This window comes from Bacteroidota bacterium, assembly GCA_039111535.1.
GTDB lineage: Bacteria > Bacteroidota > Rhodothermia > Rhodothermales > JAHQVL01 > JBCCIM01.
Genome location: JBCCIM010000066.1, coordinates 1 through 12,825 on the forward strand (window position 1 = coordinate 1; position 12,825 = coordinate 12,825).

Annotated in this window: 14 protein-coding genes; 4 read left to right on the forward strand and 10 right to left on the reverse strand. The window is 50.8% G+C overall.

Going from position 1 to position 12,825, the window contains the following annotated elements:
* Positions 1-171: 171 nt before the first annotated feature.
* Both AAF564_11935 and AAF564_11940 read right to left on the reverse strand, forming a co-directional pair.
* Positions 172-876 carry an ATP-binding cassette domain-containing protein gene (locus AAF564_11935; GenBank protein ID MEM8486252.1) on the reverse strand — a complete coding sequence of 235 codons (705 nt, stop codon included), beginning with the start codon at positions 874-876 and terminating at the stop codon, positions 172-174.
* A 280-nt stretch (positions 877-1,156) separates the two neighbouring features.
* Positions 1,157-1,441, reverse strand: coding sequence for a hypothetical protein (locus AAF564_11940; GenBank protein ID MEM8486253.1), 285 nt, complete (start codon positions 1,439-1,441; stop codon positions 1,157-1,159).
* 324 nt (positions 1,442-1,765) lie between these two features.
* Between AAF564_11940 and AAF564_11945 the strand changes: the two genes are divergently transcribed.
* Entirely contained in the window at positions 1,766-2,047 is a 282-nt protein-coding gene (locus AAF564_11945; GenBank protein MEM8486254.1) for a DUF4290 domain-containing protein, read from the forward strand.
* A gap of 108 nt (positions 2,048-2,155) precedes the next feature.
* On the opposite strand, the gene ruvC is transcribed toward AAF564_11945, so the two are convergent.
* The 3 genes from ruvC to AAF564_11960 form a co-directional block, all read right to left on the reverse strand.
* Entirely contained in the window at positions 2,156-2,707 is a 552-nt protein-coding gene (gene ruvC / locus AAF564_11950; GenBank protein ID MEM8486255.1) for a crossover junction endodeoxyribonuclease RuvC, read from the reverse strand.
* A 169-nt stretch (positions 2,708-2,876) separates the two neighbouring features.
* Positions 2,877-3,623 carry a YebC/PmpR family DNA-binding transcriptional regulator gene (locus tag AAF564_11955; GenBank protein ID MEM8486256.1) on the reverse strand — a complete coding sequence of 249 codons (747 nt, stop codon included), beginning with the start codon at positions 3,621-3,623 and terminating at the stop codon, positions 2,877-2,879.
* Between the two features lie 86 nt (positions 3,624-3,709).
* A complete protein-coding gene (locus tag AAF564_11960; GenBank protein ID MEM8486257.1) occupies positions 3,710-4,348 on the reverse strand; it encodes a hypothetical protein in 639 nt (212 codons plus the stop codon).
* A gap of 90 nt (positions 4,349-4,438) precedes the next feature.
* On the opposite strand from AAF564_11960, the gene AAF564_11965 reads away from it, so the two are divergent.
* On the forward strand, positions 4,439-4,885 hold the full coding sequence (locus AAF564_11965) for a nuclear transport factor 2 family protein (protein ID MEM8486258.1): 447 nt from the start codon (positions 4,439-4,441) through the stop codon (positions 4,883-4,885).
* Positions 4,886-5,031: 146 nt separating this feature from the next.
* On the opposite strand, the gene AAF564_11970 is transcribed toward AAF564_11965, so the two are convergent.
* The 5 genes from AAF564_11970 to ggt form a co-directional block, all read right to left on the reverse strand.
* On the reverse strand, positions 5,032-5,433 hold the full coding sequence (locus AAF564_11970; GenBank protein MEM8486259.1) for a DUF3052 domain-containing protein: 402 nt from the start codon (positions 5,431-5,433) through the stop codon (positions 5,032-5,034).
* 39 nt (positions 5,434-5,472) lie between these two features.
* Positions 5,473-6,039 (reverse strand): hypothetical protein, encoded by a 567-nt coding sequence (locus AAF564_11975; protein MEM8486260.1) that lies wholly within the window; start codon positions 6,037-6,039, stop codon positions 5,473-5,475.
* An 11-nt stretch (positions 6,040-6,050) separates the two neighbouring features.
* Complete coding sequence (locus AAF564_11980; protein MEM8486261.1) at positions 6,051-7,526, reverse strand: HD domain-containing protein; 1,476 nt, start codon at positions 7,524-7,526, stop codon at positions 6,051-6,053.
* 59 nt (positions 7,527-7,585) lie between these two features.
* On the reverse strand, positions 7,586-8,482 hold the full coding sequence (locus tag AAF564_11985; protein MEM8486262.1) for a hypothetical protein: 897 nt from the start codon (positions 8,480-8,482) through the stop codon (positions 7,586-7,588).
* A 116-nt stretch (positions 8,483-8,598) separates the two neighbouring features.
* Positions 8,599-10,347 (reverse strand): gamma-glutamyltransferase, encoded by a 1,749-nt coding sequence (ggt, locus tag AAF564_11990; GenBank protein ID MEM8486263.1) that lies wholly within the window; start codon positions 10,345-10,347, stop codon positions 8,599-8,601.
* Between the two features lie 160 nt (positions 10,348-10,507).
* On the opposite strand from ggt, the gene AAF564_11995 reads away from it, so the two are divergent.
* Together AAF564_11995 and AAF564_12000 are read left to right on the forward strand one after the other, a co-directional pair.
* A complete protein-coding gene (locus AAF564_11995; GenBank protein ID MEM8486264.1) occupies positions 10,508-12,154 on the forward strand; it encodes a D-aminoacylase in 1,647 nt (548 codons plus the stop codon).
* 194 nt (positions 12,155-12,348) lie between these two features.
* Entirely contained in the window at positions 12,349-12,822 is a 474-nt protein-coding gene (locus tag AAF564_12000; GenBank protein ID MEM8486265.1) for a hypothetical protein, read from the forward strand.
* Positions 12,823-12,825: the final 3 nt, after the last annotated feature.

A 12,825-nucleotide genomic window follows, 5' to 3' on the forward strand; every position in this document is an offset into this window, starting at 1 on the left:
GACAGTAATAAAGCGTAAGCATTGGTAGCACCAGGTAGTACAATAAACTTGTTACCATAGAGTCGAAACATAGAATTTTGAACAAAAACAAAAGTTTCACCACGCCCTTGGAGACTTCACAAGAGGATTTGTTTTACCGGTTAGCATTTTGGCCTTGTCAATAAGAATAAGTTAATTCAGTTCTTCCTCGAGCACCACGGTATCGCGGCCAAAGCTTCTTTTCACATCGCGAAGCGGCCCTTGAATCAGAATTTCACCGTTAGAAATAAGGCAAATGTCGTCACAAAGCTGCTCTACCTGCTCCATGCGATGGGACGCAAATAGAATGGTGCGGTCCTGGGTTTTGTGCTCCTGGATGACGTCTTTGAGTACCTCAGAATTGATTGGATCGAGGCCGCTAAACGGTTCATCGAGAATGAGAAGGTCTGGCTCATGCAAAATGGTGCTTATAAACTGCACCTTCTGCTGCATCCCCTTGGAGAGCTCCTGCGTTTTTTGGGAAAGCCAGTCCGTGGCTTCAAAGCGCTCCATCCAGTATTTGATTTTGCCGATGGCATCGCGCCGGCCGAGGCCTTTGAGCTCAGCAAAATACAAGAGCTGTTCGCCTACCTTGAGCTTTTTATAGAGGCCGCGCTCTTCAGGTAAATAGCCCATCCGCTCCTGGCTCCATGGCCCAACCTGTTTGCCATCAAACAGGATCTGCCCTTCGTCTGGTACAGTGATGTACGTGATCATACGGATCGAAGACGTCTTACCTGCACCGTTAGGACCAAGCAGCCCAAGGACACGACCAGGTTTGGCCTCAAAAGAAACGCCATTTACAGCGACTTTATCGCCATAACGCTTTGTAATACGCTCAACGGAAAGATCTGGCATATGGTGATTTTGGGTGGGAGAATGAAAGTCGCCTATACGAAAACCAAATTTTACTGTTGCAAAACCGCTTTCGGAAGATATTTCCGTTTAACGGTTGATTTACGTGAAGCTACATAAAGCGAGACTGGTAAACCAATGGGTGGGTTGAGGGTGCACCAGGAATCTCCTTTGTATCCAATAACCGCTAGGGAAAGGGTATAAACAAAGAAGGACACGTCATAGCGTGTCCTGCACCGGAAAAAAGAAAATGTGTTGAAAAAAGGGTGATTTTCGCCGATTATCAGAGGAGGGGCATGGTAGGATTCGGAACCGGAATCAGATACTGTTGTTCGAAAACATCTTCGTGAACGCCAAACTGGCCAGTTCCTCGAAAGTCTACGGCGACGTAGCCCCCGATAATGCGTATTACTTCGCCGATACCGTAATAACTCGGCATCGGACCATAGTATACAAGTTGTCCCTTGCTCAGCGTTCTTTTCTTCCTCGCCCTTCTGTGAAAAGCAGGAACGCTAGGCAACAGCTCAAGTCGATACGGACTGGATCTGATAGGTGTAGTGAAAGACATTGTTCTTCCTGGCATTTCCTTTTCGGAATATAGTTTACGCCAATTTAGGGATGAAGATTCTAAGTTAGAAGATCACCCGCAGAAGGCGTAATCCAACTAAGCTCATCTTGTCAGGATTAAAAACGGCATATTCTTCGCTTTTATGCGCTAGTTCTTCATGAACAATTAGCTATTATGATTCTATTCAAATAAAATAATGGTTATTTTAAGCAGGCATAGCTCTTTAAGATGGGAAAGGATAACCTGCTACCCCACCGTTGTAAATCCACCGAATCATAGCAGCTTTCCCAAGGACATAACCAACCCCTTCTTTTGTACAATCTCATGACTAAGCACGAGAAAATTGTAGATCGACAGGTCGGCCGCAATGCCGAATTGTTTGCCCGGTCTATCACTGAACTCGAAACTCCTGAGCAACGTTACCCTTACCTCCGCATCCTGATCAGCATCGTTGAGCAGGCCCATCCTGAATGGAACCAGGCGCCACAGAAAGACCGCCAGATGGGCCAGATGATCTCAAAGATGAGCAATGATTTGCTCGATGTTGACGAAGTTGCCGAGGTAGTCCGTGTGCGTGATGAGGAGCGTGGGTTCTTTTACGATTGATCTGACAAAATACCTGCGCACTGAAGCACGCTGCGTTAAGATCTGCTCCTGACTCTGGATCCTGCAGCACCAGCACAGCACCGTTCGTTTATTTGTGCCGGCTTTTCTTCAGCCGGCAAGCCTGTCCGGATTATCCCTGATAAAACTAGCCCAATCCTTGTGCTGTGATGCACCGGGTTTGTTGCGTCTGTGCGCGTGGCATATCGCCACGGCCAGCGCGTCTGTTGCGTCAAATGCCGACGCACCGGAGGGGCCGGCTTCTTTTATGTCGAGAATAGACCGCACCATAAACCACACCTGCTCCTTCGCTGCATTACCGCTCCCGCAAACCGATAGTTTAACTTCTTTCGGCGTGTACTGTACAATTGAAACCTCTCTGTTCAATGCGGCCAACATCGCGGCAGCCTGTGCACGCCCAAGTTTCAGCATCGCCTGCGGGTTTTTACCATAGATAGGCATTTCAATTGCACTTTCATCCGGCTTGCAACGCACAACCACCTGCGCCAGCCTGTCATAGATTTGCTTCAGCCGCACTTCGTGGCTTTTCGTAGCATCGAGCTTAAGCGCGCCATACTCCACCAGCGTTTCTTTCCCCTTCACAACGTCGATGACGCCGTATCCTGTTACGCGTGAGCCTGGATCAATGCCGAGTATGCGCATGAGGAGTGAGGAGTGAGGAGTGAGGAGTGAGGAGTGAGGAGTGAGGGATAATCACTTCGACATTCAGCGTTCCTTGTTCGGTGTTCGATATTCAAGGAGTTGCAAGCCCCGCAGAGATCCTTCGCACGGCTCAGGATGACGTTGAAGGAAGCAGTTCATCAATCCTAAATCAAGAAAGCGCAGCAATGGTTGCTTCGTCAAAGTGAAGCGTGGAGTACACCGCCTGTACGTCTGACAGTTCTTCGAGCAGGTCGAGTAGTTTTACAATGCGCTTTGCGGCATCCGGGTCGAGAGTCACAGTTGTCGTTGCAATGCGGGTCAGGTTTGCCTCTTCTATTTCTATAGATGCCCCTTGTAGCGCAGCCTGGACAGCGCCGAAGTTCTCTACTGGCATTGTGACCACAAACGTACCGTCATCATGGGTAAGGTCATCAGCGCCGGCATCTGCAACCAACTCAAAAAGCGCCATTTCGTCGTGTGTTGCCTCAGGAATTTCGATCAAGCCTTTCCGGTCGAACAGGTATCCTACTGAACCAGACTGCCCAAGGCTACCGCCATGTTTGCTAAACAGGTGACGTACGTCTGCCACGGTGCGGTTGGTGTTGTCAGTCAACGTTTCTACAAAGATGGCAACGCCATTGGGGCCGTATCCTTCGTAGTTGACTTCCTCATAGTCTGCGCCGGCAATTTCGCCCGTCCCACGTTTGATGGCACGCTCAATATTATCCTTGGGCATGTTCTCGCTTTTCGCTTTCTCAACCGCGAGTGCGAGTTTTGCGTTCATCCCTATATCGCCACCGCCATCTTTGGCAGCAACCATAATGTCACGGGTAATCCGTGCCCATGCTTTAGACTTCTTTGCGTCGGTCGCGGCTTTTTGCCGCTTGATTTTTGACCATTTATTGTGGCCTGCCATGTCCGCTTCCCTTACTGTTTTGAGGTTACTGTATAATCTAACTTTATTAACGCCGACCGGTTCGTGCAAAATGGCCGGCTCAGGCGTCACTCATGCTCTTCCTTGATTGCACGCAACACCCGCTCCATGTTCTCAGCGGAACGTACAATCTTAGCCATCGCACTGCGTAGTTGAGAAACCGTCGAAGGGTACCAATAGAATTCCGGCTTCAGCTGTGCATCTGCTGTATAAAATGCGGCTTTACCCTGATGGACAACAGGGGCAATATACTGTAGGGACGCACGCCTGAATTCGTCGCTGACTTTCACAAAGTACTTCTGATTCCCCCTGTAAAACCGGAGGGCATACAGCAAGTTCAGGCTGTCTTGCTTCGTGTCGCGCGATGCAATCAAGGCGCTGACTTCGTCTGACGACAAGTCACCATTAATCTGATAGTATGGCTGCAAAGGCTCACTGGGTGGCCACTGCTGCACAAAAGGGCCATAGAACAATGAGTCGAATCGGACGAGCTGCTGGTTCATACCATAAGCAACACTCTCCACTTCACCGATCATCAGCGTATACAACTCTACATCCAACGCACGCTGGACGCGCGCTTCGCGCCGGTTTTCCAGGTAAAACGCGGCGTACACACCAACAAAAACTATCAGCAACTGTAACAGCACACCCCACACTGACTGCATAAAACGCATAAAGCGCGACTGGTGACCGTTTTTTTTATTCATTTGATCTATCCCGGGCTATAACACTGGCAACTTCTGCCCGTACACCCGTCTTATTGTTGATCAATCTACCACTTCAAAGTACACAAATTCATGAATCGTTTAGCCAGAATCGCGTTTTTTTTGATGTTGGCCGTATGCACGCTACACACATCAGCCAATGCCCAGTCCGTTGCTGAAGAATACCCTGCCATCGCTAAAGCTGTAAACTACTACCTTGAAGGCGGCACCAATAACAACTTTGATACCCTGAAAAAAGCTTTCCACGAAACAGCTACGATGAAGTACATGGCTGACGGTGAATACCGAGAAGTCAATGCACTCGAGTTTTTCGGGAAAGGCATGAAAAATGGTGGCCCAAAACAGGATCGTGAAACGCGTATCGTTTCAATTGACGTTGCAGGCAGCGCCGCCTTTGCCAAACTTGAAATTGAGTACCCGACCTTCACGTTTGTCGACTACATGCACCTGCTCAAAGTTGATGGCGAATGGAAAATTGTCAGCAAGATCTTCCACCGGCAGCCGAAGAGTAGTTCCTAGTGGGAAGAGCGGTATAACTCAACGTTTTTAGACGCCTTAAGAACGGCGTTTAATGCCGCTTTTCGAGTGCCGAATGCCGAGTGATTTCTTTTGGGCATCTACGACATCCCGAGAACACGAAAATCCGAGAGTACAGGACGTAAGCCTTAACGATCTGATTTTCGATACGTAAATTTGAGGCCAGACCATACCTCGTCTACCGAACAAACCTTGACGTCTACCAATCCGGCGTCCAGTCCGATTTGGCGCACGATGTTGCTGCTCAAGTCGGTCGGGACACCGGATTTTCCTTTGGGCCAGGATATCCAAACCATGCCCTTTTTGTCCAGGTGTGTCTTTAACCGGGGGAAATCTTCAGCCAACTCAGCCGCCCCCATAGAGAAGTAGTGGATAAAGTCTAGTGTGCCCTCAAGTTCACACACAACCACATCATCGGGCATCGGGCCTGTCAACTCACCATAGTGCGGTGGGGCCTGGATCATACAAACGCGCATCCCTGGCTTAATCCCTAATTTTTTGATGAGCGGGCGGTGGGAGTAATCAGACATAAGAGAAACCAGGAAACACAAGTATCCGAAAAACGGGAATTACAGCAGTACAATTACCAACGCAACGACTGCAGCCAGCACCACACCAAAGCCGGCCACCGTTGCAAAAGCAACAACGCCCAGGATAAACGGATTGGCAAGCCGTAGCAGGATGCTGTATTCGAGGAGCATATCTTTACTGTCCAAGACAAGGCCCCGAAGCTCAGATAACGTACGCAGAATTTTTGTCTTCTGAACAGGCGCTTCCGCGGTTGAAGATTTGATGGCACCCAGCATGGTGCGGGCAGAAGCTTCACCAACACCAGCCTTTTCGAGTAAACGACCAGGCAAGGCAATCACCGCTTGTAGCGCACCATGAAACAGAAACAGGATGCCCGATGGCAAACTCAACAGCAAAAAAACGAGCACAGCAGCTGCATAAAACCAGCCGCTGGTTTCAGCTGAAATCCACGAAAACAAAGCGCCGGCAAGTCCTGCTGCACCAGCAACATACACCCAACCCAGTATTTTTACGCGACCGACAATGCCTTGCACCTTGTTTGTGATTGGTTGCACCGCAGCTATAACTTGCCGTGTTCGCTGTTGATCGTCTGCTGGTTCTGTCATGCGTTTTCCCGTTAAGCGGCAGATTCTCTTGCCAGAATTTCGTCTTTGATCGACATCAGGTAGGCAAAAGCAGCTTCGTGCTCGTTCGGTATTTCACCTTCAAGGATAGCTTCGCGTACCGCTTCTTTCAATGTCCCCACCACACGCCCCGGTTTAAGATTCAGTACCTCCATAATTTCTTTGCCGTCTACGGGCGGCTGGAAATTGCGCAAGCGGTCTTTTTCCTCTACCTCAACCAGTTTTTGATCAACAAGATCAAATCCTTTCAAGTAGCGACGGACCCGGCGTGGATTTTTGGACGTGATGTCGGCCCGAACCAATGTCATCAGATCTTCGATGTCGTTGCCGGCTTCGAAAAGCAACCTGCGCACAGCCGAATCTGTCACCTGGTCATCAACCAACGCCACAGGGCGATGGTGCAGTTTTACCAATTTCTGGACGTAGCGCATCCGCTCATCCAGTGGCAGCTTCAGCTTCCGAAAGATTTTGGGCACCATCCGTCCCCCTCGATCTTCATGCCCGTGAAAAGTCCAACCGCTGCCCCGAGAAAATCGTTTGGTACGGGGCTTGGCAATATCGTGAAGCAAAGCTCCCCAACGAAGCCACAGCGTGTCTTCAGCGGGTCGCTGGTGTGTCAGCTCGACCAGGTTATCAACCACTTCCAACGTGTGATAGAAGTTGTCTTTGTGCCGCTGTCCGTTTACTTCCTCGATCCCGCTCAGCGCCACCAGTTCGGGGAAGAGGTGGTGCAGAATGCCGGCAACAAACAGGTGCCGAAACCCAACGGACGGCTTGTCGGACCGCATAATTTTCTGCAACTCCTCGGTAATCCGCTCTTGGGTGAGAATGCTGACGCGTTTTGCTTTTGCTTCCATGCCGGCGAACGTATCAGCATGAATTTCAAATCCCAGCTGCGCGGCAAACCGGGCAGCGCGAATCATCCGTAACGGATCATCTTCAAACGTCTTTAGGGGATCAAGCGGAGTACGGAGTGTACCAGTTTCCAGATCAGCACGCCCCTCAAACGGATCAATGACATCGCCAAAGCGGGCACTGTCAAGATGAATGCCCATCGCGTTGATTGTAAAATCCCGGCGTTGCTGATCTTCTTGTAGCGTGCCGGCTTCGACAATGGGTTTGCGCGAGTCGCGGCGGTAACTTTCTTTGCGCGCGCCTACAAATTCGAGGACAACAAACGCTTCAGGATCATCAGAAAATGTAACTCGGATTGCTGCTGTACCAAAATTGGGGTAAAGATGGGCGGTCTGTCCGCCCAGGGCATCGCTGACGGCGTGTGCAAGGTTGACGCCATTATCCTGTCCGATGCACACAAAATCGAGGTCGGTGGTTTGCCGGCGCAAAAAGAGGTCGCGTACAAATCCGCCTACAGCATAAGCTTCGATGCCCAACTGTCCAGCCACTTGTCCGATTTCTTTCAGAATATCGAAGTAGGGGGTTTCTTGTATGCGTGCTTTTAGATTATCCATCGATACGATGTGCGCAGGTACTTTACAGATCAAATACTGGTTGGCCTAACAATGAATTACTAACGTAGTTTTTTTCTGATGTTTTCCACGAGGCGGAGGGTTTGCAGGCCATCCATGATGGAGATGGGTACGGGTTTCCGGTCGCGGAGCGAGGCTAAAAACGCAATCGTCTCGGTAGCGATCAAGTCTTGTAACCGGAAATTCTTTTTATCAAACGCATTCGACAACGCCTCGTTCTCTTGACTGGCAGCACGCGAACGGTAGATTTGCTGCTGCTCGAAGTCAGCTTCGATCTCAAATCCACCCCCGCCGGCATACACACTATGTGCATTTTCACGGCTGCCCTGCTTTAATTCCACATGGGCGTAGGTCCCGTTCTGAAACCGGATGCCAACCAGCAGGCAAACCGGAAAGCGCCGGCTACGCTGTACCAGTTGCGCTTCAATCTTTCTTACTTCCCCTGTGCCGGCAAGGCTACAACAAAGATCCACCGCATCTTCAAGCATCTGCTGAAAGGCCGTTGCATCAACTGCTGTAACACTGTGGTGAAGGGTAATTGCCGCCGTGCGCCACGCGGCAGGCAGCGCCTCAAGAAATGGATGAAACCGCATAATCCGACTGAGCCCAACTTCCACCCCAGCCTCTTCAGCGAGTGCAGCCAGGGCCGTGCATTCTGACAATGAAGGGACAGCCGACCTGCCCAGAAAGATATGCACACCGGCCTTTAAGGCCGCGTTTGCCAGATGCGGCGTATACACACCGGGTACGCCGACAAATACTGCGTGGAAGTCTTGTAACTGTTCGTGCAATGTGTCCAGCACTACCCCATCAGCAAGGGCAGGCTCTGGCACTTCGAGCACACGTACTTCCTCCAGTTCGCCGGCCTTAGCCAACTTTTGCAAAACGGCAACCCGCTCCACAGCCATCTGCTCAACACGTATAACGCCGACTCGCATTGGTTGTTGATTATTGGTTGAAAGTTGCTGGTTGACGGTTTTTGGTTATCAGTTATTGATCATAGACATCCGGGTGCAAGAACCAGTAACCTGTAACTAGCAACCATCAACCAACCCTAGTAGCCTGCGACCATACCGTCTTTGCGCATTTCTGTTGCGCCGTGGTAGACTTTGTTTTTGGCGTCCCACCAAATGGCCTGATAACCACCATAGCCACCACGGCCTAGTTGCACATTGTGGCCAAGGGCTTCAAGCGCCTGTCGCACTTCTGTGCCAATGCCACTTTCGAGATTAAGCACGCCGCCATCTGTCATTACCGAACCTGTAGGCTGACTGCTACCTGCGTGGCGGTAACGCGCGGCATCGCCGGCCTCCTGCACGTTCATGTCAAAGTCTATGATATTGTTCACGATCTGCACGTGCCCCTGCGGCTGCATATCCCCCCCCATTACCCCGAAGCTCATTACCGGCTCTCCGTCTTTTGTCATGAATGCGGGAATGATGGTGTGGAAAGGCCGCTTGCCGGCTTCGTAGACATTGGCGTGTCCCTTTTCCATCGTAAACAATGCACCGCGATCCTGCAGGTTAAACCCGAGCCCATCAGGCACCAGACCTGAGCCAAGACCACGGAAGTTACTCTGGATCAGAGACACCATCATGCCATTGCCATCAGCAACGGTGAGGTAAATGGTATCGCCTTCCTGCAGCTTGTGATCGCCGGCATCAATTTGCTTCATGGATTTGTCCATTTTGATGAGCGCGCGGCGTTCGTCGGCATACGCATCCGACAGCAGCCACTCCAGCGGCACATCGTAGAAGTCCATGTCGGCATAGAACTTGGCGCGATCCTCAAAGACGAGCTTTTTGGCTTCTGCCTGCACGTGCAGATACTCGGCACTGTTGTGTCCCATTGCAGCAAGGTCGTAGCCTTCGAGAATATTTAGCATCTGAAGCGCAGCGATACCCTGTCCGTTGGGGGGCAGTTCGTGCACGTCGTAGCCTCTGTAGTTGACAGAAACCGGGGTTACCCAGTCGCTGTGGTGGGCTTCAAAGTCAGCCTTGCGTAACGGACCACCGATGCGCTTCATGTAGGCGTCGATGACATCGGCAACTTTACCTTTGTAAAACCCATCACGTCCCTCAGCAGCCAGCAGTTCGTACGTACGGGCGAGGTCAGGATTTTTGAAAATCTCGCCTTCAGCAGGCGCTTTGCCATCAATCAAAAACGTTTTTCTGAAGTTATCCAGCTCTTCAATTTCATCCGTCCGGTTCTCATAGTTCCGGGCACCACCCCGCCAGTAGTAAGCAATCACCTGGGTCAAGGGGAAACCCTCTTTTGCATACTTGATGGCTGGCGCAAGCACATCGTTCATCGGTAACTTCCCAAACTTGTCGTGCAACGTAAACCAGCCATCAACCGCACCGGGTACAGACACAGAGAGTGAGCCATAGTTTGGAATGCTACGCACACCAAGTGCTTCTAGTCGGGCTTGCATGCCATCATAATCCAAGCCCAAAGGCGACCGGCCGCTAGCGTTTAAGCCGTGTATTTGTTTCGTTTCAGGATCCCAGACGATGGCATAGAGATCGCCACCGATCCCACACCCCACCGGCTCCATCAAACCGAGCGCTGCATTTGCTGCGATGGCTGCGTCTACCGCGCTGCCGCCGGCCTTCAAAATATCGATTGCCACCTGTGAAGCCAGGGGTTGGCTTGTGGCAGCAATGCCGTGCTGGGCCACTACAGGGCTCCGCGTGGCAAAGGCCTCACCAAAGACGCGGTCACCACCGCCATGCTGGGCATACGCGACAGTGGAGGTCATGAGTAAAAGCAGAAACGCGCAAAACAACGAGCTGTAAGACATGGTATCAAGATGGAGTGGTTGGGATGAACCTCAAAATAACCGCATCTTGGGCCAATTTGCAATTGATTTATGGTGGCCCGTATTTGTTTTCCTAATCACGAACCCTTGTTCCAACAGCGCGTATGGGCATAAAATTGATGGTCGTACCAGCACGCACCCCATGAAAAATCTCTTTTTGTCCTGCCTTTTATTTATCGGCTCGCTTGCCCTTGTAGCGTGCACGGGTTCTGATGGCAGCATCGAAGTAGCGCCGGCACCTCCGGATACCAACTACACTGTCATTCTATCCGGGGGCACGCTCTACGACGGACTCGGCAATCCACCTATCGTCACGGACATCGGTATTGTAAACGAAGAGATTGTAGCGTTCGGCGATCTTTCGACCTTTGAGGCCCCGCTGCGTATTGATGTGACCGGACTCGCAGTGGTGCCTGGCTTTATCGACGTCCACAGCCATGCATCGGGGAGTAACTACAACGGCAGCGGCCTCCGCCGGCAACCCAGTGCCGAAAATTACATCCGCCAGGGAGTCACCACAGCAATTGTCGGGCAAGACGGCACTTCACCCTATCCCATCGACAAATTCCTGCAAACGGTAGCACAAAACCCGCGCACCATTAATCTGGGCACCACCGTTGGACACGGGACTATTCGGGCCATTGTTATGGGCAATCGCGACCGCAAGCCTACGGATGCGGAGTTGGCGAAGATGAAAGAGATGGTGGTCAAGTCGATGAAAGCCGGCGCACTGGGTGTCTCATCCGGGCTAGAATATACCCCCGGCGCCTACGCAAAAACTGATGAATTAATCGATGTGGTAAACGCCGGCGCGGCATACGGCGGCATCTACACCAGCCATATGCGCGATGAAGGCGGACAGTTGCTTGAAAGCATCGCAGAAACTATTCGCATTGGGGAAGAAGGCGGTCTTGCACCGCACATTACGCACCATAAAGTGATCGGCAAAGACCGCTGGGGCAACAGCATCGCATCGCTGGCGCTTGTAGATGAAGCGCGCGATCGGGGGGTAGATGTGATGAGTGATGTTTATCCATATACAGCCTCAAGTACAAGTATCAATATTCTTTTCCCGGCCTGGAGCAAAGAAGGCAACCGTCAGGCGCGACTGAACCGACTGCGCGACCCGGAAAAACGATTATTTATCCGCAATGATATCGTCAAGCACATCGAAACAGAACGCGGTAGCGATCCCTCAACCATTGTTGTCGCGAATTGCACATGGAATCGCCAACTCAACGGCAAAAGCCTCGCTGACATTCTAACAGAGCGCAACAAACCCGTCACCCTCGTCGGTGCAGCTGAAGTTGCCATGGAGCTTGAGGAGAAAGGCGGATGTATGGGCGTCTTTCACTCGATGTCAGAAGAAGATGTACAACGCATCATGCAGCACCCGATGACCATGATTGCATCGGATGGCGGTGTGCCGCGCATGAATGTTGGCACCCCGCATCCGCGTAACTACGGTACCTTTGCCCGTGTGCTTGCTCGCTATGTGCGGGAGTTAGAGGTATTGTCTTTTGAGGAGGCAGTACGCAAAATGACGAGCCTGCCGGCGAGCCGGCTCGGGCTCGAAGGGCGAGGGTCCCTGCGCGTGGGAGGCATTGCAGATCTGGCAGTGCTGGATCCGGCTACCATCCAGGACCACGCGACCTTTCAGGAGCCGCATCAATATGCCTCAGGTGTGCAGCACGTGTTTGTGGCCGGCGAAGGGGTTATGCTTAATGGGGAGATGACGGGCGAAAAGCCGGGGAAGGTGCTGAAGCGAAATGCGATTGTTAACAATTAAGCTAGACTGCATTTTCGTTTTTCGTGATTTGGCTTTCTCACTTGAAACATCAGCTTAACAAGCAATAACACATCATCAATAACTCAACAGCTTATCGAAAATGTTATTAGATCACTAGGTTAAATACCTTATATAGTGATCAATATCTCTCAGAATGGAGTCTTGTATAACTTAATCTATTTGAGGAGGTTTTATTGGCTAGAGAAGTCAAAAATACTGGAGCAGACGGTGAGAAACTCAGAGTTGCATGTACGAATTGCAACCGCGAAACCAACCACTTGATTGTAAAATCTGTCGAAATGACAGGTAGTGAACCTATGGGAGGTGATTACACCTACGATTGGACTGAAGGATATCAGATAGTCCAGAGTCAGGGATGCGATGGATTTTCTTTTCGAAAATATAGCACTAATTCGGAAGATATGATCGGAGACGTAGATGATTGGAGGTATGTTGTATATGAAGAGTTATTCCCAAACAGAGAAGAAGACAGAACGCCTATGAGTCATGTCGGCTACCTTAGCGTAGAGCTACAGCGTATATACAGTGAAACCATCAAGGCTGTAAAGAATTCTCAATATATCTTGGCAGGAGTAGGCATAAGAGCAATTATAGAGTTAATAGCTATCGAAAAAAAGCTAAAGGTTCGAATCTTTTTCAGAAGATAAACG

Coding starts and splice junctions, on each gene's coding strand:
- AAF564_11935 (MEM8486252.1), bottom strand. CDS start 876: ATGCCAGATCTTTCCGTTGAGCGTATTACAAAGCGTTATGGCGATAAA.
- AAF564_11940 (MEM8486253.1), bottom strand. CDS start 1,441: ATGTCTTTCACTACACCTATCAGATCCAGTCCGTATCGACTTGAGCTG.
- AAF564_11945 (MEM8486254.1), top strand. CDS start 1,766: ATGACTAAGCACGAGAAAATTGTAGATCGACAGGTCGGCCGCAATGCC.
- ruvC (MEM8486255.1), bottom strand. CDS start 2,707: ATGCGCATACTCGGCATTGATCCAGGCTCACGCGTAACAGGATACGGC.
- AAF564_11955 (MEM8486256.1), bottom strand. CDS start 3,623: ATGGCAGGCCACAATAAATGGTCAAAAATCAAGCGGCAAAAAGCCGCG.
- AAF564_11960 (MEM8486257.1), bottom strand. CDS start 4,348: ATGAATAAAAAAAACGGTCACCAGTCGCGCTTTATGCGTTTTATGCAG.
- AAF564_11965 (MEM8486258.1), top strand. CDS start 4,439: ATGAATCGTTTAGCCAGAATCGCGTTTTTTTTGATGTTGGCCGTATGC.
- AAF564_11970 (MEM8486259.1), bottom strand. CDS start 5,433: ATGTCTGATTACTCCCACCGCCCGCTCATCAAAAAATTAGGGATTAAG.
- AAF564_11975 (MEM8486260.1), bottom strand. CDS start 6,039: ATGACAGAACCAGCAGACGATCAACAGCGAACACGGCAAGTTATAGCT.
- AAF564_11980 (MEM8486261.1), bottom strand. CDS start 7,526: ATGGATAATCTAAAAGCACGCATACAAGAAACCCCCTACTTCGATATT.
- AAF564_11985 (MEM8486262.1), bottom strand. CDS start 8,482: ATGCGAGTCGGCGTTATACGTGTTGAGCAGATGGCTGTGGAGCGGGTT.
- ggt (MEM8486263.1), bottom strand. CDS start 10,347: ATGTCTTACAGCTCGTTGTTTTGCGCGTTTCTGCTTTTACTCATGACC.
- AAF564_11995 (MEM8486264.1), top strand. CDS start 10,508: ATGAAAAATCTCTTTTTGTCCTGCCTTTTATTTATCGGCTCGCTTGCC.